This is a genomic window from Bradyrhizobium sp. CCGB01, from assembly GCF_024199795.1.
Classification (GTDB): domain Bacteria; phylum Pseudomonadota; class Alphaproteobacteria; order Rhizobiales; family Xanthobacteraceae; genus Bradyrhizobium.
In genome coordinates, this window is record NZ_JANADK010000001.1 from 922,363 (window position 1) to 942,553 (window position 20,191).

Here is a 20,191-nt window from a genome sequence, read left to right on the forward strand (position 1 = left end):
GGACGGGCTCAAACCCGTCCCGGCCGACCTCTCACTCTGGCGCGGTGGGCGCCCGTCCCATCGCTCCGGCTTCCGGCGGCGACGATGGGACGCTAATCTCGGTTGGGAAATTAGCCGCGGCGTCTCCTTCGACGGGCTCGCCGCGCCGGGCGAGGAAGGCAGACGGTATGAAGGGAAGCGCGATCGGCATCTTTGCGGCGGGATGCCTGGCGGTCGGATTCGGCGCGGGCTTCGTTCTCCGGCCGGTGATCTCGCCGGTCGCCGCTGCGCCCGTCGCCGCGTCGCCGGCCGTGGTCGCCGGCGTGGCACAGCCGAGCGAGGAAGAAGCGACGGCCGCCGTGCGTCGCTATCGCCGGTTCATCGGGATGTCGCTCGAACGTGCGACGCTGAAGCTCGGCGACTGCTCACCGGGCGGCGTCGGACCCGGCGTGACATGCATGACGCAGCTCGTCATGGACCCGACAAAGGCCGGTGCGGCTCCGCAGAATCGCCCGATCGGCTTTGCCCGGGTGAATGGCCAGTGGGAGGTCGCGGTCTGGTAGCGGCGGGCGACATCGACCGCGAGCTGGCGGCTGTGTTCCTCGCCAATGGGGAAGGTTTCCTGCGGGGTTCAGACGCGGCCGATCGCGGCGATGCGCGAGAGATCTGCTACGTGATCGCCATCGCCACCGAGCTGGTGCTGAAGGCATTCCTCGTCGCCCGGGGCTGGAGCGACGATCGCTGTCGCCGGCATGTCCGCCACGATCTGGAGAAGGCGCTGGCCTTCGCCAAGGCCGCGGCCTGAAGGCGGTGGCCGGGCTGGACGGGATCGCCACCGTGCTGAACGCCTATTACCCGACGCATGCCTTCGACAGCTTCGTCGTGCCGGACGGCGACGCGGCGTTTCCCGCCAGGGCCCGCGCGATCGTCTGCGACCTCTTCGAGCGTGTCCGCCCTCAGGTCGAGGCCTCGGGCGGACGGTAAAGCTCGAAGGGGTTGCCGTCGGCCAGATGGCCGAACGGGGTGAACACATATTCGCCGTCATCGCGCCCGACGGCGCAGATGACGTAGCGGGTCTCGCCCGTCGCGACCTCGGTGCATTCCATCAGCGCCAGGGCGCCGCTGGTCGCGGCGCGCAGCAGCGTCTGGAAGTTGGCGCGGGCATGGCCGGGAATGCTCATCGCGCGCCTCCCTCGGCAAGCCGGTCGGTGAGCAAGCGCCCGGTACTCATCCATTCGAGCGTCCGGCCGGTCGAAAGATCGAGGAGCTGGGCGCCGCCGGAGAAGCCGTCGACGACGGGGTTCGAGGCGATGTTCGCCCATCGGAATCCCCAGCGCCCGGTTAGGCCGAAGGCCTCGGCGAAGCGGGTCACGAAGGTGATCGCGAGCTGCTGGTCAGCGCTGCCGGGATCGCGCAGCCAAAGGCGGGCCGGTCCGTACTCGGGCGAAAGCGAGAGCAGGAACGGCTCGGCCGGCGGGTCGTCGCGGGCGATTTCGGCGATGAGCGCCGTGTAGATGTCGAAGGCGCGCGCCGCGTTGGCGGCGGTGCCGACGTCGAGCAGGCAGGAAAAGCGGCTGAGAAAATCGGTCATGGCGGGTTCCTGAAACGAAAAAAGCCCGGCGCTGGGCCGGGCTCGGGAGGGATCGGAAGGTGATCGGGCTAGTAGCCGAACTGCCAGGACGGCCAGGGTTGGCCGTCGTCGGCGGCTCGCACGGCATCGTCGAGATCGGCAGGATCGCCCTCGACGACGATAGGATTGCGGACCGGCGTCTCGTCGATGACGGTGAAGCGGCCGACCAAGCCGTCCTGGACCTCGACATGCACGGGCACGAGATACTGGAAGACAACACGCCGGCGCGCCGGGCTGGATTGCGACACGGCGCATCTCCTCGGTTGGAGGGATGGGCGGAGCGGCCGAAGCCGCCCCGCCTGCGCGATCACTCGGCTGCGACGAGGTGGCGTTCGTCGTCTTCGCCCGCGGACTCCTCGTCATCGCCCGCGAGGAACTCGGGCAGCGCCGCGCCGTCATCCTCACCGCCGGTCTGGGTTTCCGGCGTCGACGCCTCGGCCTCGGCGACCAGGCGCAGCGGCTCCGGCAGCCAGCCGGTGTCGGCCAGCAGGCGCTCGGCCTCCTTGGCCATGTCGCCCTTCTTCAGGTGGCTGATGAGCTGCGCGGCCTGTTCGCCGGCGCCCTCGCGCACCGCCTGCAGGATGCGGGGCTTGGTGACCCGGTTGAGGTAGTTGCCGAAGGTCGGACGCCAGCCGGCCTCGACCAGATCGAGCCCGGTCGCCCGGGTCAGGCGGTCGGCCTGGGCGAGCCGCATGTCGAGCGTGTGCTGGGACACGCCGCCGGCGCTGTGCGGGTTCGGCCGTTCATAAAGGGCATTCACGCCGTAGCTCACGCAATGCGCCAGGAGCGCCATCCGGCTGGCGTCGTCCAGGCCCGCGAGCCAGCCCCACAGGGCGTCGTCGTCCTTGGGGATGTCGCCCGCCCAGCCGGCGTGGCGGTCTTGCACCGCGCGCGCGGACGGGCTGTCCTTCAGGGTGTCGTCCTGGGCCGGGAAGAAGATGTGCTTCACTCCTGCTTCCATGGCGCCCGTGTACATGCGGGTCATGAAGGTGTCCGAGACGAGCTTGTGGAGCAGCGCGGTCATGGCGACGTGCGGATTCTCCGCCAGGGCGTTCCGCAGCGCGAGGGTGCGATAGGCCGTGAGCTCGATAACGAGGCGCTCCGGCAGCGGCTTGATGACGCCGTCGTCCTCGTCCTCCTCGGGCTCGGCCGGCTGGCCGCCGATGGTGATGACAGCCCGCTGCACCACGGGCTCGACCCGATCGCCACCGGCTTCCACGCACGCTTCGCCCTCAGGCGCGATCGGCGCTTCGTCCTCCGGCCGCATATAGCCGCGGTCGATGTCGAGGCTGCCGTCATGGGCGATCCTGATGAACACGCCCGCGCTGGCAATGTCTTCCGCCTCGAAGCGCGCCGGCCGGGTCTCGAAGGCGGCGAGCGCCGTCTCGATCTCGCAAAGGCGCTGATCGATCTCGTCCGGCAGCTCGTCGACGCCTTCATAGTCGGCTTCCAGCTTCTGATATTCGGCGTTGAGTGAGTCGATGGTGGCCTGTTCCTCGGCCGAGAGGTCGAGCGGTTCGCCCTGCAGCTCGCGCAGGCCGCGCGTGGCGTCATAGGGGAAGCTGACCGCGACCTCGATCCACTTCCAACCTTCGGCAGCGACCGTCTCGGCCGCGGCCTTCAGCTTCTCGGCGACCAGGCGGTCGAGCAGGCCTGCGTCTTGCAGCCAGCCGCCATCATCGGATTGGAAGAGATCGCGCATGGTGACGCCGCCGGCGGCCTCGTAGGCCTCGACGCCGACGAACACGGCCCGCTTGTCCGAGGCGCGCACCGTGGTCTCGGTGAGCATGCGCCGGATCTGGTACGGCTCCTTCGACCAGCCGTCCTTGATCGCGTCCCAGACCTGTTCCTGGCGGGCGTGGTCGTGCGACACGGTGAAGGCCATAAGCTGCTCCAGCGTCATGCCGTCCTCGGCATAGACGTCGAGCAGCGCGGGCGACGCGGACGCGAGGCGTAGACGCTGCTTCACGACTTGGGCCGGCACGAAGAAGGCTGCGGCGATGTCTTCCTCGCTCATGCCCTTGTCGTGCATGTCCTGGAAGGCGCGATACTGGTCGAGGGGATGGAGCGGCGCGCGCTCGATATTCTCGGCGAGCGAGACCTCCTCAGCGAGGATGGCGCTGTCTCGCTCGCGCACGATGCAGGGCACCGGCGCGATCTTGGCGAGGCGCTTCTGCTTGACCAGCATCTCCAGCGCCCGGAAGCGGCGGCCGCCGGCCGGCACCTCGAACATGCCGGTCTCGTTGCCGTCGGCATCCGTGACGGGCACGACGCTGAGGCTCTGGATCAGGCCGCGTCGGGCGATCGAGGCCGCCAGGTCCTCGATCGAGACGCCGGCCTTCACGCGCCGGACGTTGGACTGGCTGAGCACCAGCTTGTTAAAGGGGATGTCGCGCGAGGACGACAGGACGATCTTCTGAGCAGCAGTAGCCATCGGGATTTACTCCGCGACGGGCGGCCGAGAGACTCTCTCTCAACCTCCAACCCGTCACGGAGCGAAGCGCCGCCCTCTTCCTCTAAAAGGGGGCAGCGCCACGAAGCGGTGAATCGGAGAGACACGGAAGCGCAAAGCCGGAGACATGGAAAACCGCATCTCCGGCTTCACGGGGATCAGGCCGCTCGATCGAGCAGCTTCTTGGCCTTGGCCTCCATGTCGAGGCGAGCGTCCTGATGGGGTTTGTCGCGCGCGACGGCGGTGATGCCCTGCACGAAGTCGAAGACGCTTTCGGGCGGGCGGCCTTCCTCGGCCAGCACCGTGTCGATGATCTTTCCGGTCTCCGCCTTGGAGAAGCCACGACGGCGCAGGAAGTCGGTGCGGTCTTCGTCGGTCTTTGCCACGATCCGTTCGCGAGCCGCCTTGATGCCGTTGACGAAGGGAAGTGGCGAAGAGTTCGCGAAGTTCAGAAGCGCCGGGGCAGCCTCATGCGCAAACCGGTTGGCGGCATATTTGGAGTGGCGGATGGTGATTTCCTCGAAATCCTCCACACCCCACAGATTTCGGTTCTGGCAGACTGCGCGAAGATAGAAGCTCGCCATCCCGAGCGTCTTGGCGCCGACTTCCGAGTTCCAGCAGTAAAAGCCCCGGAAGTAGAGGTCGGGCGAACCGTCCGGCAGGCGACCGGCCTCGATAGGGTTCAGGTCATCGACGAGGAACAGGAAAACGTCGCGATCGGAGGCGTAGAGCGTCGTGGTGTCCTTGGTGATGTCGACGCGCGGATTGTAGATGCCGGTCGACCAGTCGAGCACGCCCGGCACCTTCCAGCGGGTGTCACCCGTGCCGTTGCCGGCGATACGCTGAACGGCTTCCACCAGCTCCGCGTCGAATATCCGCCCGTAATCTGGGCCGGTGACGGCGCGCAGCTCTGAGCGGCCGTCGTCAGTTTCCAGCGTCTTGACCTGCTCGGCGCGATTGGAGGCCAGACCATATTGGAGATTAATGGCGGCGAGCGGGGCCGGAAGTTGGCGTAAGTAGGCGGCCGGGGCGCCGACGAGCCCTGCGAGTTGGCCGAAGGACCAGTGTGTCGGTGCAACAGCCGCATCGGTGCCGGGCAGGATCAGGGCCAAGCGCTCCGGATCGTTACGGTTCGCCTCGACATGGATCCGCGCGCTCTCCACCACGCGGGTCCTGCTATGATCGGCGCGGTCGCGCACCGAACTGGCCAGCTCCGACAGCGATAGATAACGTTCGTCGGCCGGACGCGAGAACCATTCGGACGAGACGCGGCCGATCCGCTCGCCGCGGCCGGCATCTACCTTGTAGCCGCCGACGGGGTCACGGGTCGCATCGAGAACCTGCATGTTCATTGGACAAATCTCCACGACGGGCGTGGGAGCCTCTCTCCCAGCTATTCACCCGTCACGGAAAACCGGTCCGCACTCTTACTCTCAGGGGGCGTTGCGGGGTCTCCCCGCAGAAGGGGTCGACCGAGACTTGAGGCTCGGTCGCAGGGGAAGGCTTTCCCCCAGGGGCTCCACTTGCCGGCGAGATGGACCGAAAAACCGGCATCGAGTGCCTGCTGATCGAGGTGAGTAGGCACGTCTATATCGGGGCGCTGATCGGGTCTTGGCGCGAAGGAACACCGCGTCCGCGCAAACTCGGATTTCCGCAAAGGCGGGTTTCAGGATTTTAGAAGGCGAGGGCCGCCTGCGTCTCGCGCAGCAGAGAGACGCGGAAGCTTCCTGCGGCGAGGGGGCGGAGGAGTTCCTCTTCCGGACAGGACCGGTCGAGCCAGTCGAGGCGCTGATCCCGGCGCAACACCGCCATTTGACGATCGTGGTAGGGTTCGACATCCGCATTGGCGGCCGTGGTCAGGATCGCGTAGGCCTCGGGCCAGTCGCGCGTTGCCGGCCTCCAGATGCCCGCGAAATAGAACCAGTCGCCGTCGGCGAGCGCGAAGCTATAGTGCTTGCCCTTGCTGCGATGCCGGAATTCGGATGCCGGTATCAGGCAGCGATGAGTTGGGAAGGTCCTGCCTTCGGCACGCACGACGGTGAATGGCCGGCCACCGGGCTCGCGAGGCTGAAGACCCCACGGCAGTTCCACCATCTCAACATCGCCGCCGTCGCGCCGTATGATGACCCGGCGTTCATCGAGCGATGCGTCGGAATCGAAAACCTTCGCGCTCATGATCCGCGAACATAACAAGAACGCGGTCGCGATGCAACGGCGATCGAGACGGAGGACCAATGTGCAATGACTATCGGCTGAAGGTGGACGTCGCTTCGATCATCGAGGACTTCGCTGACCTGAAGATCAAGATCCGCTTCGGCGAAGGCGCCCCGAACATCGAGGCACGCGACGACATCAAGATCACGGATGTCGGCCCGATCATCCGCACGGTCGATGGCGTGCGCGGCGAAGGGGATCTGGTGCAGCGGCGTTGGAGCTGGCCGGCACCGAACAAGCGGCCGGTCTACAATTTCCGCTCCGAGGGGCGCGAGTTCGCCTCGAACCGCTGCCTGATCGTGGCGGATGGCTTTTACGAGTTCACCGATCCCACCGAGAAGGGCAAGAAGCGCAAGGACAAGTGGCTCTTTACCAAGCGCGATGTGCCGATCTTCTGCATCGCCGGCATCTGGCGCGAGACGAAGGAGGTCGGCGAGGCCTGGACCATGCTGACGATGGACCCCGGGCCCGACATTGCGCCGTACCACGATCGGCAAATCGTCATCCTCGAACGCGACGCTTGGGCCGACTGGCTTGATCCCAATGTGCCTGCACAGTCGCTGATCCGGCCGCTACCGCCTGGGAGTTTGGCCGTGGAGCAAGTGGGATGACGATATCCGCACCAGAACGGACGTTCGGCGAGCGGGATCAGCACGGGACATTCTCGCCGGAGGAGTACAAGCGCATCCTCGGTGAGATCGACCGGCTTGAGGAGGTCTCGACGCAGTCAGCGATGGAAGCCGAGCAGATACTGTCTGGCGTCCTGGAGCCGTTGCTCGAGAAGGAGGGCTTCGATCTGCGGCCCCGCGGGCTGCCCGGGCAACGCGATTACGGAATCGACTTCCGCGGCATACGCGGTGACGAGGCCGACGGGACTGCGGAAGCAATTGGCGTCGAGGCGAAGTTCTATTCGAAGCGGCGCGATGTGCCGCTCAACGCTGTGCATGCATTGATCGGCGCCGGCCTCACCCAGGATATCAGCCGCGTCATTCTGGTCAGCAACTGTGATTTCAGCGGGGCGGCCAAGGCCGCGGTCGAGCAGAACCTTCCTATCACGGTTGAGCTGAAGACCTTGAAAGACCTGCGCGGTTGGCTTGATGTGGTGCAGGCGGCCGAGGAGGAGGCCGACGTCGGGGCCGAGGTAAGGATCATCCTCAAGACGGTAAGCGAGCATTTTGCGCGCCTGATCGCACGAGACGCCGGAACGCTGGCGCACCTTGAATGGCGCGACGTCGAGCGCACGATCGCCGAGGTGTTCGATGGGCTTGGATTTCGTGTCACGCTCACGCCTGGCAGCAAGGACGGCGGTAAAGACGTCGTGCTGGAGTGCGAGGTCGCGGGCAAGCGCGCCGTCTACTACGTGGAGATCAAGCATTGGCGCTCGGCGACCCGGGTTGGCGCCGACGCGGTCGAAAAATTGCTCAAGGTCGTGGTGCGCGAGAAGAAGGATGGTGGCCTTTTCCTTTCGACGTATGGCTTCACCGACAATGCCTTCGAACAGCTCACAACCATCGATAAGCAGCGGCTCAGGTTCGGCGACCAGGATCGGATCGTCACGCTTTGCCGAACCTACGTGAGAGCAAAGTCGGGCATCTGGTCGCCGCCGGAAAATCTCACCGAGGTTCTGTTCGATTGACATCGGGCTTCAGTGGAAGTTCCGGCTCTTCACCTTGATCGTGTCGATGTGCAGGTCGGGAATGTAGATGTCCCGCGTCCTCAGCCCCTTGGGCGGCAGCTCGCGCGGATCAGGACCGGCGCCGCCGTTGCGGACCTGATCGCCGCGACCGTGCGGCAGCGGGAATGCGGCATCTCGGCTCCCCACGCTCGCGAGGTCGGCTGAGAGGTCCGTGATGCGCTGCGCGACCAGATGGACGACGTCGCCCTCGCGCTGAATGCGGCCGCGCACTGCGATCATGCTCGCTGACAGGACGGCGCGCCGGTTGGCCTCGAACACCTTCGCCCAGACGACGAGATTGGCGATGCCCGTCTCGTCCTCCAAGGTGATGAACATCACGCCCTTCGCGCTTCCCGGGCGTTGGCGCACGAGCACGATACCGGCCGCCTCGACCCAACGGCCATCGCGCGTGCCCATTGCCTCGGCGCAGGTGACGATGCGCCTTCGGCGGAGATCCTCGCGCAGGAAGCTCAGCGGATGATCTCGGAGCGTGAGCCCGACATTGCCATAGTCCTCGACCACTTCGCTGCCGGCCGTCATCGGCCGCAGCTCTACAGCGGGCTCGTTCACCTCCGGGACGAGCTGGGCCTCGCGCGCGGATGCGGCTGCAAAGAGGGGCAGCGGCTCGTCACGCAACGCCCTGATCGCCCACAACGCCTCGCGGCGGGCGAGACCGAGCGCCGGCCGGAAGGCGTCGGCCTTGGCAAGCTGCACGAGCGCCGCCGATGGAACGCCGGCGCGTCGCCAGAGGTCGTCGATAGAATCATAGGGCCGATCAGCGCGGGCGGCGACAATCGCCGCGCCATGGGCGTTGGCCAGTCCCTTGACCATGCGCAGGCCGAGCCGGACAGCGAACCGACTCTCGTCCTCGGTCGGCTCCAGCGTGCAGTCCCAGCGCGAGCGGTTGAAGCAGACGGGCCGCACATCGACGCCGTGCTCGATCGCATCTCGCACGATCTGGGCCGGCGCGTAGAAGCCCATTGGCTGGGCGTTGAGCAGGCCCGCGCAGAAGACGTCGGGATGCCAGCATTTGAGCCAGGCGGAGGCATAGGCGATCAGCGCGAACGAGGCTGCGTGTGATTCCGGAAAGCCGTAGCTCCCGAAGCCTTCGAGCTGCTTGAAGGTGGCCTCGGCGAAGTCCCGCTCGTAGCCGTTGGCCACCATGCCGTCGATCAGTTTCGTCTTGAACGTCGATACCCCGCCTGTGAATTTGAAGGTCGCCATGCTCTTTCGCAGCATGTCGGCCTCGCCAGGCGTGAAGCCAGCGCACTCGATCGCCACCCTCATCGCCTGCTCCTGAAACAGCGGCACGCCGAGCGTTTTGCCCAACACCTTCTCGAGCTCGGGCTTTGGAAAAACGACCGGCTCAAGCCCTTCGCGGCGACGCAAATAGGGATGGACCATGTCACCCTGGATCGGCCCCGGGCGAACGATCGCCACCTGAACCACGAGGTCGTAGAAGGTTCGGGGCTTCAGCCGCGGCAGCATCGACATCTGTGCGCGAGACTCGATCTGGAAAGTGCCGAGCGTATCGGCCTTGCGGATCATCGCATAGGTGCGCGGGTCTTCAGCCGGGATCGAGGCGAGGTCGAGATTGATGCCTTTGTGCTCGGCCAGCATGTCGAGGCTGAGCTTCATGGCGGTGAGCATCCCCAAGGCGAGAATGTCGACCTTCATGAACTTGAGGACGTCGATATCGTCCTTGTCCCATTCGATCACCTGCCTGGCGTCCATCGCGGCAGGCTCGATCGGGACCAACTCGTCCAGGCGGTCGTTGGTGAGCACGAACCCGCCCGGATGCTGTGAGAGGTGCCGCGGCGTGCCCATGAGCTGGCGGGCGAGATCGAGCGTCAGCCGCAGGCGCCGATCGCCGAGATCGAGGTTGAGCCCCTCGACATGCTTCGGCTCGACGCCTTCCGACCAGCCCCAGACCTGGCTGGAGAGCATTTTGGTGAGATCCTCGGTGAGCCCAAGGGCCTTGCCCACATCCCGGATGGCCCCCTTCGTCCTGTACCGGATGACGGTCGAGCAGAGTGCGGCGTGATCGCGGCCATAGGTGTCGAACACCCATTGCATGACGATTTCGCGCCGGGCGTGCTCGAAATCGACGTCGATGTCGGGCGGCTCGCGTCGTTCCTCCGAGACGAACCGCTCGAAGAGCAGGTCGTTGCGGCCTGGATCGATCGAGGTTATGCCCAGAACATAGCAGACCGCGGAATTGGCGGCCGAGCCGCGGCCCTGACACAGGATGTCCTTGGAGCGTGCAAAGCGGACGATGCTGTTGACGGTCAGGAAATATGGCGCGTACTGCAATTTCGCGATGAGCCCCAGCTCATGCTGCAGCACCGCCCGGACCTCGTCGGGGACGCCCTCGGGATAGCGAGCCTCGGCGCCTTCCCAGGTCAGCTTCTCAAGCGTCGCCTGCGGCGTGAGCGTCGGATCGTCCCGCTCCTCGGGATATTGGTAGGCAAGCTCCTTGAGATTGAAGCGGCAGCGCGCGGCGATCTCGACCGAGCGACTGACCGCCTCGGGATTGCGCGGGAAGAGCCTGAACATCTCCTCCGGCGGCTTGAGATAGCGATCGCCGAATTCGCGCCGATCGCCCAGCTCGTCGATGGTGATGTTGTGACGGATGCAGCTCACCACATCCTGCAGCATGCGCCGTTCGGGCGCGTGGTAGAGCACGTCGTTGGTGACGACGGTCGGCACGCGCATCTGGGCGGCCAGTGTCGCTAGGTCGTGAACGCGGAGCTGGTCGTTGGGGCGGCGTCGCAGTGTCAGGCTGACGTAGGCGCGGTCCCCGAAAGCGTCGCGCAGCCGGCGCAGATGAAGCCCGCACGTCTCGTCGGCCTCGTCCGGCACGAGGATGGCGATCAGACCTTCACCGAAGGCAACGACGTCGTCCCATTCGAGGATGCATTTCGCCTTGCCCCCGCGTTTCTTGCCGAGGCTGAGGAGCCGGCAGAGGCGAGCATAGGCGGCGCGATCGGTCGGATAGACGAGGATCGACATGCCGTCGGCGAGATCGAGGCGGCAGCCGACGATCAGCCGGACGCCGGTCGTCCTCGCCGCCTCGAAGGCGCGGACGACGCCGGCGAGCGAGTTGCGGTCGGCGATGGCCAGCGCCTCGATGCCAAGGGCTGCGGCCTGGGCGAATAGCTCCTCGCAGGAGGACGCGCCCGTGAGAAAGGAGAAATGCGACGTCACCTGCAGCTCGACATATCGGGGTGCGCTCATCCGAACACCCCGTGCAGAAACCACCGCTGCGAGCCCGTGTTCGGATCTTCGCCATCGCCGGAGCGGAAGAGCCAGTATCGCTCTCCGCTGTCGTCTTCGACGCGGAAATAGTCGCGCACGGCAGTGAGTTCGGTATCGCGCCGCCACCACTCGCCGCGAACGCGCTCAGGGCCGTCGGCGCGGCGCACGCGCCGGCGGATACCGCGCCAGGTGAACCAGGCCGGCGGATGGTCAGGCAGCAAGGCCACCGTCTCGATCGGTTCGGGAGGCGAGAGCAGCCGTGGCGGGCGCGGCCAGTGGCCCGGCCAGGTGGCGCCGGTCTCCGGTGCCAACGGCGGCACTTTGCAGACGGAGCGCTCCGGCACCTCGGTGGCAACCGGCGCGGCGCGATAGAGACTGTGTTCGCCCACGCGGTTGATCAGGGTGTCGACGAGATCGGAGACGTCGGGCGCCCCATCGTCCACCATGGTCGTCAGGGTCTGTTTCTCGGCCAGCGGCTCGGCGAGCGTCGCGGTCAGCGTGAGTACCTCGATGCCGAAGCCGGGCTCGATCGTCTCGATCTTGTCGTTCAGGAGTCGGGTCAGGCGCTTTACATCGCGAACCGGCAGCGCCGTGCCGACGCGCACGGCCTGCCGGCGGTTGTCTACCCGATGGCAGATCAGGTCCAACCGCTTGGCCCCGAGACCTTTGGCCTCCAGCTCGGCGCAGAGCTGCACGACCAGCTTGCCGATGTAGCGGGCGATGGTTTCGGCGGCGGAGATCGGCTCGGCGAAGTTTCGTCTGACTTCGATAAGCTCGTCCGGCCGTATGGGCTCGATCGGTTCGCTGAGGTCGCCCAGAGCCTGGTCGATGCGGCGGCCGAGCTGCGGGCCGAAGCGAAGCGTCAGCGGAGCGCGCGGCTGCGCAAGCAGGTCGGCGACGCGTTCGAAGCCGAGCACGTTGAGCGCCGAGAGCATGTCGGCGGGCAATCGCAGCGCCGCAATAGGAAGCGGATGAAGGACCGAGGAGCCATGGCCAGACGGCGCGACGGCCGTCGGTCGGGACGCATAGCGCGCTAGGGCGTGGGCGGCGCCCCAGGTGTCGGCGATCGCGGCCCGTGCGCGAACGCCGGACGCGGCCAACCGGTCGACGAGCCCTGCGAGCATGGCGTCTTCGCCGCCATGAAGATGGTCGGCGCCGGTGGTGTCGATGACGAGGCCGTCGGGAGGATCAGCCGCGACGATTGGAGCGTAGCGCTGGAGCACCCACAGCGCGAGCCGGTCGAGAGAGGCGGCGTCGGCGCGCGCGTCATGGTCATGGACGACCAGGCCAGGCACAAGGACGCGGGTCTTGGTCGCCGGCATACCCACGCGCACGCCCGCAGCCTGCGCCACGGCGTCAGCCGCCAGCACAACCTGTCTTCTCCCGTCGCGGCCGATCAGGACGAGCGGCGCCTCAGCCGGAGGCGCCGCGTCGCAAGCCTTCCGCCTGTGCCGGTCGATCGACCAACTCGGCAGGAAGAGCGAGACGACCCGTGTCATCACACGCCTCCATCACAAAATCTGCACTTTCGCCCGCGCGGGCGCGGATCAATTCGACCAGCCATCGATGCCGACCGACACCCGGAACGGGGAGAGCCGGCGATGGCATTACGGAGATGCGCCATCGTGTTGACGCGGCAGTCGGCTGGCCGAAATCGGCCGCCTCCGTTTGCCTTCGCCATCTGCGCAAGGCGATGCCGATCGTGCCGCTTTGCTCGGCGCAAAGCTGGAGCCGGCGCGATGCGGTCATGTCCAGCCGGGCCACCTCGCCAACGACGGCGCCGAGACCGCCATGACGCAAGCCTTCTTCGATGCAGGCGAGCACGGTCTTGTCGTTGCCCGCTTCGACATAGATGACGCGGTCCGGCGCGAGGCCCGCCTGGGCCAGAGCTGGGGCGAACAGGTCGGGCCGGGTGATGACCCAGAGCACCTTGCCTCGGGTCCGGGCGGCTATGCCGCCGGCAAAAAGCGCTGCAGCGGCTCCATCGACCGCGCCGTTACCCCCGCCGGCGATTTCGTGGAGCGCGCCGAGAGCCAGGCCGCCGGACGGCAGGCGTGAGTCGATGTCGGTGAGTCCGAAGGGGAGCACCGATTGAACGCGCCGGCTTCGGCCTTCGATCCTTTCGATCTGCGCGCGCAAACACTCTATGGCGGGCTCGGGCCGCAAGCTTCCTGTTGACCTCCGGGAACGGGTTCGGCATCATGTTCTCTATTTGTTCTATTTTTCGGCGCGTAGAGTCAAGGATCATTCAACGAACCCCCGGGTTTCCGTGGATCGCATCGGCGTCGAAGAGGGCTGCGCGGGAAAGCAGTCGTGGTTGATAATGTGAATCGAGCGAAGATGTCGAGTTATGCTGCCGCCAGAAGAGCGGTCTCCTCCTTGTAGGAATACCGCTTCGACACGCATACGCTATCGCGGCGGGCACCTCTGGAGAGTTCCAGAGTGAGGAGGCTGTCGTCAGGGAAGGCGGGGCTGAGTTCCAGCCTCAAATATTCGAAGAGCTGCCGGTCATGAACCGCGATCATGACCTGCCGACCATGCTCTTTCGACAAGGTGCGAAGCAGGGCAGCGAAGTGCGCGATGTGGACGTCGTCCATCGATTGCACCGGATCGTCTAGAATGAGCCAAGGCAGCTCCTTTGGGACCGACAGGTGGAGCGCAATAAACAATGTGAGCGCCGCGGTATTAAGGTTGCCTGCACTAAGCATGGCCCCGGGCGCGCCTCCAGCTTCGCCACCGTCTCGGTGCTCGGTGATAAGTTTTGGCTGTAATTTCTGGGTGGACGACGATGGAATCCGGAATGCCGGAACGAACGGCTCGCCCGGCGCGAGTCGGACGAAAAGGTCCCGCCACAGGCGATTGAGCCGGTCGTTGAATTCCCTTCGAATGATCGCTGATCGCACCCGGTCGACCGCGTTGCGGACCGCTATGCCTTGGTCGCGAAGTGCCTGCGCGCGCTCGAGAGAGGCGTGCGCCTCCTGCCATGCGCTAAAGTCGGTCGATATCTGCGCGTCAGCATCCTGCCGCTTCTTAATGTCCAAGCGGATCACCGCAATTTTGTTCAGTCCTTCGCGTCGCTGGCCGACGCGAAGTTGCAGGTGCGCGGTTTGCGCAGCGAGTCGCTCGGAGATACGCGCGACCGCAGCGTCAAAGGATTCGCCCTCTGCCACGCCGGCTTCGCCAGCAGACGTGGCGAAGGACGTCAGAGTTTCGCGGGCGGCTGCAAGTGAGACGTGGCGCGATTGCGCTTCGCTCACAGCGCGTCGTACCGCAACGTCCGCAGCCCTAAGCCTGGCGCCTTCGCGAAGGACTTCGCTCATCGCATCGAGCTCGGCTACCAAGGCGTCTATTCCCGCGTGGCGTCGATCGAGATCGGCAAGCGCTTCCTCGTCGAGTACGCGCGCGGAGAGTGCCTCGAGTTCGCGATCGAGGCGTTCGAGCGTTACCTGCACTTCGGCTTTTGTGCGGCCCAAGGTCAAGAGGCGCTCGGCGGAAGCGGAAAGCGTGCGGATCTTGACATGGACGTGGTCGCTGAGCGGCTCTTGACTGACCTCCGCGAAATCGCGGTCACACACGGGGCAGACATTCCCGTCGATGAACGAGGTGAGCTCCGCTAGCGCCGATGCCAGGCTTCCCGAGGTGGCGGGCAATAGCTCGACCTCGCTGTCGATAGTCTCGCGTTGCCGTTGCGCGACATCGCGTTCGTCTTGTGCGGCGGTACGCCGGACGATCGCGGCACGAGCCTGGGTCGCCTGCTCGTCCAGCTGCTTCCGTTCAGTCCGCAGTCTTGTGAGCGCCTCGTCCGCGAATTTGAAAGGATCGCTTGGTAGTGCCAGATCGGGAAGCAGAGCCTCCACGCGCGCCCGCGCGGCCGCGACTCTTGCGCCGTTCGTAGCTTCCCAGCGGGAGAATTGTTCGCTGGCGCCGCCGCTTGGCGTCGGCAGATCGGAAGAAGCTGCGCTTTGCGCTTGGTCAATCTCGCGGCGGATAGAGGCGAACTGACGCTGCTGGTCTGCCAGAACGGCGAAGCGTTGCTCGTCTCGGTCATCCGAAAGAGCGGCGGCCACTGTTTCCAGATTATCCTCACGGACCTCAACGGCCACGTCTAGGGTGCCGCAGGCGTTCGCAAGTTCGCTTAGTGCCGCGACGATCTGATCGTTGATCGCTTCGCGGCTTCTGCGCTGGTCGGTCAGAAGCCGATCGAGGCGGCTTTTCTCGTTTTCAGCGGCGAGCCAGCCGTCGACGGTCTTGCGAACATTGCGAACGTCCATGAGGGGCTTGAGGCCGGCTTCCAGCGCGTCCAATCGATCGAGCCCTAGCAGCTTGCCGACGAATTGAGCCAGTGGCGATCCCGCGTCATTTCCCGCGTCTTGATAGATCTGCAGCAATTGGCCGAGCAACGACTGGGGCAGGAACGCGCGTTCCTTGAAGAAGGAGGCGAGGGGTTCCGCCAGGGCGCGGCCGGATTTGGCACCCGCTGGATCGAGCGTCGCGCTAAACGTCTGTTCGGCTGCGTTCACGGCGCGCAGTACGACGCTGCCTTCAGCTGTCGATCGGTGAAGCAACTGGCGATCATAGTTCGGATCGGCGCGCAGTAGTGACTGCACCTGACCCGTCAGCGCCAACTCGATCGCCGAAAGAAGACTTGTTTTGCCGGCGCCGTTCTCGCCATGAACGAGCACGACCTTCGCATCCAGCGGGGCGTGGATATGTCCCCGGATGCTCCGGAAATTCGTTATGTCGAGGCTTCTCAAGATAGAGTCGCTCATGACGGTTCTCCTTCGGAGGGGCCTCGGAAAGGTTGGCCTACAGCCTGGGCCGCGGCCTCCGTCACAGCCGCTTCTCCTGCGGCCGATGCATGAACGACAGCATCAAGAAATGCCTTGTCTCCGTCCTGTTGAAGCGCGCGGACGAGTTGATCTATCGCATGCCCGCTTCCGGCTTCTGGTTCTGCAGGCACGGCCGGGAGTGTCAGCGGCAACAGGACGCGGATCCGGTCGTCCAACTGCCGCTCGGCCGCTTCATCGACCGGCTTACCAGCCTGGTCAAGCGGGATGCTTTCGACCTGCAGGACACGGCAGGTTTCCGACAGGGCGTCGACGCCATCGGCCAGGGCGGCACCTGCCAGGATGAGCGTGACGACATAGCGCGATGCGGTCACGTCAAGCGCCCGGCTCAGCGCCTCCACGCGTTGACGAACGCGGGCGCCATCTCGGTCTCCAAAGTCTCCCGTTGTCGTGTCGACGAGGAGCACCAGATCAAGCGCGCGGCCGTCGCTGCCTCGCATCGCTCCGGTGAAGGCGAATTCGACCCCTGCGACGTTCAACGGTGTGGACAGGTCATGGTAGTTGGCGCGGTGGAGTCGGTTTTGAATGGCGAGGATCAGGGGCGCGGTGCTCATAGCATCATCTCCGCAACGAAGCCGCTTTGCAGCCCAGCCGCGTCGGCGCTGCGGCCGAGAAGATCGGCAATGCTGACATGCGTATTACCGACGCGGCCTGTGCGGCCCGGCGCAGACCGAACGCGCCGAGCGCTTGCGCCACTTCCGACCATACGATGCCATGTGTCATCAGCGTGCACGACAATCGCATTGTCGGTCGCGAAAGCGCCGTTGCTTTGGAGGGCGATCGCGTCTGCCGCCGATTTGACGAGAAAGACGGGGCGGCCTGTCGCGCCCGGCCGGTTAGGTCTGGCAGTCATTGCCCCCGCATGTAGCGTAGCGTCGGAAGGGGGCGTCAGCTCCCAATGTCCAGCGGTGCGACCTAGTTGGAGAAGCGCGAGGATAATTCCAAGCGTGCCTAGTCCCATCGCCAGCGCGTTTTGATCGGCCGCGAGAAGGTTTGGCGCGGAACTGCTCAAGGTCTCATAGGCGTTGGGATCGGCAGGCAAGGCACCACGCCGAAACAAGGAGAGCATCCGCGACCAAAGTCCGATTGCCTGATTGCCGAAGGCGGTCCTGTTCCGCTCCCCTGGCGGAACGACGGCACGGTCGGCCAGGTCGTCGCGCAGCGCTTTCAAGGCTGGGGCGAGCGCTCCCGCGATGGGCCCACGGCCCGACGCCCCAAGGCCGAGCTCCATCAATCGCGTGAGCTTGTCGCAGAGTAGTTTCAACACTAACGCGATCAGGACTTGCTCGCCCCAGGCGCGGAGCAGGGTCGCATCGTGCAGTGCGGCGGGGGCATTATTATAGGCATCGCCATAGACCAAGCGCAGCACGTCGCGTTGGCCGAGCTGGATCGTGTCCTCACAGAAAACGTGAGCTGGAGCGGCCGGCGTGCAAGGCCATGGCCACGCATGCACCGCCTTGGCGCGCGTAAAGATGGTCTGGAGATTGTTGTCCTGGATGGAGAGGCCGAGAACGAGCGTCTTGCGCGTCGTGGCTAGGCCGACGATCTCGTTTCGCATCGCGGCGAACGCGGCCGTTTCCGGCCAGTCCATGATTTGGGTATAGCTCCCCGTTAGGTACTGCCGGAATAAATGGGGCTCACGGGTGGCGTGAATGATGCAGCCATGGAATTTGAGCAGCTTGGCTCTGCCCGCCGGCCCGCGCAGTTGGTCAGGATCGACAACCACCTGCATCACACCAGGCACCGCGCTGCTCAGCCGTGTAACTGCCGCCTCGATGAAGCCATCCCAGTTGGCCGACGCGACCTCCTGAACTGCGCCTTCCAGGATTAACACTGCAATGGACAGGTGTTCGGCCGCCGGCGGCGCCGGATGGCCGAACGCTTCCCGTATGTCGATCGCCTCCCATAGGACGAAGTCAGCGTCCTTTCCGGGTACTCGAATGTCCAGGACACGCGAATATTTTTTCCAAAGGCGATCGATGATCGCATCGTGCTCCGGCCAATTCGCAAGCGGTTGTCCGTAGCGCGCACGAACGGTGACCGGGTCGATCTCAGCGAGCGTCAGTGCCTCCTCGAGCGCGGGGGTGAAGTCCGCTGTCGTGGCCGGGTCGACCGCGCGCTCGCGAAGATAGTCGAATGCCCGCTCGATCAATCCGCCCAGGCTTGGCGCTTGGCGGGAAATTCCTGACCCCACCCATAGTGCGAACTCACCATTTTCGATGGCTTGTGCCACCGGAGCAAAATCCGCTTCAAATTTGTCCAGCACCTCACGCACTGAAATCTGAGTAGCTGTCGGAGGCAGCGCCACGTCGTTCAATCCCCACGCGCCGCTCGTGCGTCGCCTTCCATCCCAACATTATTCTTTAGTGCTTTACTGTCCAGCACTAAGAGAATCGCATCTGTAGTCTCACAAGCATAGATTAACACATTAGCGACCTACAGCTTTACGAAGGTCCCGTGTTTTCGCGCGGATTGCGTCGAGATCATGATCAGGGCGCCGGGTGTGGCGCATACAATTCTCTGCACTGCTCATTCTTGACGTGTGAGAGCATCAGGGGCGCCGGCTGCACCCCCGCGAGGCGTGAGCGTAATGTTCCTCGGATCGATAATAAGCTTCAAGTCCGACGCGGCCGCCTGGTCCATGCCGTACTCTTCAAGGTCGACGACCTGCGGGCGAACATCTAGCGCTTCGAAGCCTGTGGATCGATACCGCCATTCTGGATCCTCTGACTTTTCAAAGAAGACTTTCGCGCTGAAGGTTATGCTGGTGTCCGCAAAGGTCGCATTGTTGAAATACAGCCCGTCCGGCAGAGGCGATGACTCTTCAATCTCAAGGTTCTGGAACTCGAAGCGAGCCTCAGATTTCGGCTTGAGCAGGATGTCCACGGCCATACGTGCTTCGTTCGCCTCCCAGAACGCATCGAACTTGAACCTTGCGGTGGAACGAAGGCCCGCGTTGATGAGAAGTTGCAGCCACCCATCTGCGAATGCGGAGATGAGCGGTAGCTCTTCGATGTACGGCCCGCTGATGGGTTGATCGACCGGGAAGGTAATCGGCGGGATCCGGTCGTTTCCGGCAATCGTCAGGGTCGCTCGCCCCTTTGTCATAAGCGTGAGCGCGCGTAGCAGCTCCGCCCACTCCTCCAAGGTATGCTCCATGTCATCGATCGAACCGACGCTTTCGAATTTGAGCGCTGGTGGTGTCAATCGGATGATCAGGTCTGGAGTGCGGATGAGAAGTTCTGCTCCATGCGGCTCGGCCATCGGCGGGCCGATGAACATTTCGCCGTCAAACCGCGCCGCCTGTCCGAAGCCCGGTCCTCGGATTGAAATCTCGCAGGAACCCAGGGTAGGAGGTGTAAGACGCAGCTCCTCAATGTCGTCGAAGAGCGTACCTTGATAGGGAAGGCGTATGCCGAATCGGCTGTCGAAAACGCGAAGGCGGTGCGGCTTCAAGGGCGCGAGACCGAGCAGCAGATTGCTGAAATGCTCCGGACCCTCGATCTGGATAAGCGCTTCGGCCTCGAACTGGCCGTTTTCATAGCCAAGTTCGGCAAGCTGCCGCTGCTTCTCGATGGTATAGGCGCCGGGATTTTGCCCGCAGGCTGCACTCAGGGCCGCCAATAAGCCGGCGGGAGTGGCCTCAAAGCGCACCCCGACTTTCTCATAGTCGTAGCTGATATCGGTGTGGTTGATGTCATGAGCTTTGCGGGCCTCCGCCACTCGCAATCGCCTGAGGACGCGCGCGAGCTCCTCTCCAATGAGGTGGACAAGATAACCCGACTGGAGTTCGCCGTCGGCACGCAAGCGAAACACCACGATGATCGCTGGCCGAGGGTCCTTGGCCAAGCGATCGATGGCGGACAGGCTGAGCCGGATACGGTTGCCGGCGCGGCCGAGCGTCGACTTCAACTGGATCCGCGCGGCATTGGTCGGGCGCTGATCGAGAGGGATCGCCTGACCGGCCGGCGTCATCGGGAACTCTACGATGAAATCCCAGCCCATCACGTCGACGGCGCTTTTGTTGCAATAGAGTCCGGCGCGCTCACAGAGCACCTCGAACTGTCGTTCGCCGATGCGGCCGATGCGATCGGGATCTAACTCGCTTTCCATTCAGCTCCTTCAGCCTGAACCTT

General features: G+C 64.8%; 18 protein-coding genes. 5 read left to right on the top strand and 13 right to left on the bottom strand.

What is annotated here, in order from left to right; all coding sequences use genetic code 11:
* The first annotated feature begins 167 nt into the window (after positions 1-167).
* From NLM25_RS04120 to NLM25_RS04130, 3 genes are read left to right on the top strand one after another with little or no spacing between them, the layout of a single operon-like run.
* Positions 168-542 (top strand): hypothetical protein, encoded by a 375-nt coding sequence (locus NLM25_RS04120; RefSeq protein WP_254136140.1) that lies wholly within the window; start codon positions 168-170, stop codon positions 540-542.
* Entirely contained in the window at positions 521-784 is a 264-nt protein-coding gene (locus NLM25_RS04125) for a hypothetical protein (protein WP_254136141.1), read from the top strand. Before NLM25_RS04120 ends, NLM25_RS04125 begins: the two co-directional genes overlap by 22 nt.
* Before the next feature lie 32 nt (positions 785-816).
* The gene (locus NLM25_RS04130) at positions 817-963 is read left to right on the top strand and encodes a hypothetical protein (RefSeq protein ID WP_254136142.1); all 147 of its coding nucleotides are present in this window, start codon (positions 817-819) and stop codon (positions 961-963) included.
* Here NLM25_RS04130 and NLM25_RS04135 read toward each other — a convergent pair.
* From NLM25_RS04135 to NLM25_RS04160, 6 genes are all read right to left on the bottom strand, one after another.
* Positions 936-1,160 (bottom strand): DUF6117 family protein, encoded by a 225-nt coding sequence (locus NLM25_RS04135; protein ID WP_254136143.1) that lies wholly within the window; start codon positions 1,158-1,160, stop codon positions 936-938. The genes NLM25_RS04130 and NLM25_RS04135 overlap by 28 nt on opposite strands.
* Positions 1,157-1,570, bottom strand: coding sequence for a hypothetical protein (locus tag NLM25_RS04140; protein ID WP_254136144.1), 414 nt, complete (start codon positions 1,568-1,570; stop codon positions 1,157-1,159). Before NLM25_RS04140 ends, NLM25_RS04135 begins: the two co-directional genes overlap by 4 nt.
* Positions 1,571-1,638: 68 nt before the next feature.
* Positions 1,639-1,857 carry a hypothetical protein gene (locus tag NLM25_RS04145; protein WP_254136145.1) on the bottom strand — a complete coding sequence of 73 codons (219 nt, stop codon included), beginning with the start codon at positions 1,855-1,857 and terminating at the stop codon, positions 1,639-1,641.
* Between the two features lie 59 nt (positions 1,858-1,916).
* Entirely contained in the window at positions 1,917-4,043 is a 2,127-nt protein-coding gene (locus NLM25_RS04150; RefSeq protein WP_254136146.1) for a ParB/RepB/Spo0J family partition protein, read from the bottom strand.
* 176 nt (positions 4,044-4,219) lie between these two features.
* A complete protein-coding gene (locus NLM25_RS04155; RefSeq protein ID WP_254136147.1) occupies positions 4,220-5,413 on the bottom strand; it encodes a DUF932 domain-containing protein in 1,194 nt (397 codons plus the stop codon).
* Positions 5,414-5,735: 322 nt separating this feature from the next.
* A complete protein-coding gene (locus NLM25_RS04160; protein ID WP_254141109.1) occupies positions 5,736-6,239 on the bottom strand; it encodes an SOS response-associated peptidase family protein in 504 nt (167 codons plus the stop codon).
* A 56-nt stretch (positions 6,240-6,295) separates the two neighbouring features.
* On the opposite strand from NLM25_RS04160, the gene NLM25_RS04165 reads away from it, so the two are divergent.
* Both NLM25_RS04165 and NLM25_RS04170 read left to right on the top strand, forming a co-directional pair.
* Complete coding sequence (locus NLM25_RS04165; protein ID WP_254136148.1) at positions 6,296-6,886, top strand: SOS response-associated peptidase; 591 nt, start codon at positions 6,296-6,298, stop codon at positions 6,884-6,886.
* Positions 6,883-7,911 carry a restriction endonuclease gene (locus NLM25_RS04170; protein ID WP_254136149.1) on the top strand — a complete coding sequence of 343 codons (1,029 nt, stop codon included), beginning with the start codon at positions 6,883-6,885 and terminating at the stop codon, positions 7,909-7,911. The genes NLM25_RS04165 and NLM25_RS04170 overlap by 4 nt, the downstream gene beginning before the upstream one ends.
* A 9-nt stretch (positions 7,912-7,920) precedes the next feature.
* Here the strand turns inward: NLM25_RS04170 and NLM25_RS04175 are convergent, their stop codons facing one another.
* The 7 genes from NLM25_RS04175 to NLM25_RS04205 form a co-directional block, all read right to left on the bottom strand.
* Entirely contained in the window at positions 7,921-11,187 is a 3,267-nt protein-coding gene (locus NLM25_RS04175) for an error-prone DNA polymerase (RefSeq protein ID WP_254136150.1), read from the bottom strand.
* A complete protein-coding gene (locus NLM25_RS04180) occupies positions 11,184-12,707 on the bottom strand; it encodes a DNA polymerase Y family protein (RefSeq protein WP_254136151.1) in 1,524 nt (507 codons plus the stop codon). Before NLM25_RS04180 ends, NLM25_RS04175 begins: the two co-directional genes overlap by 4 nt.
* Positions 12,622-13,374, bottom strand: coding sequence for an ImuA family protein (locus NLM25_RS04185; protein ID WP_254136152.1), 753 nt, complete (start codon positions 13,372-13,374; stop codon positions 12,622-12,624). The genes NLM25_RS04180 and NLM25_RS04185 overlap by 86 nt, the downstream gene beginning before the upstream one ends.
* Positions 13,375-13,556: 182 nt before the next feature.
* Positions 13,557-15,977 carry an AAA family ATPase gene (locus NLM25_RS04190; RefSeq protein ID WP_254136153.1) on the bottom strand — a complete coding sequence of 807 codons (2,421 nt, stop codon included), beginning with the start codon at positions 15,975-15,977 and terminating at the stop codon, positions 13,557-13,559.
* A complete protein-coding gene (locus tag NLM25_RS04195; RefSeq protein WP_254136154.1) occupies positions 15,974-16,609 on the bottom strand; it encodes a hypothetical protein in 636 nt (211 codons plus the stop codon). The genes NLM25_RS04190 and NLM25_RS04195 overlap by 4 nt, the downstream gene beginning before the upstream one ends.
* The gene (locus NLM25_RS04200) at positions 16,606-18,363 is read right to left on the bottom strand and encodes an SIR2 family protein (protein ID WP_254141110.1); all 1,758 of its coding nucleotides are present in this window, start codon (positions 18,361-18,363) and stop codon (positions 16,606-16,608) included. Before NLM25_RS04200 ends, NLM25_RS04195 begins: the two co-directional genes overlap by 4 nt.
* Before the next feature lie 221 nt (positions 18,364-18,584).
* On the bottom strand, positions 18,585-20,168 hold the full coding sequence (locus tag NLM25_RS04205) for a hypothetical protein (RefSeq protein WP_254136155.1): 1,584 nt from the start codon (positions 20,166-20,168) through the stop codon (positions 18,585-18,587).
* Positions 20,169-20,191 lie beyond the last annotated feature (23 nt).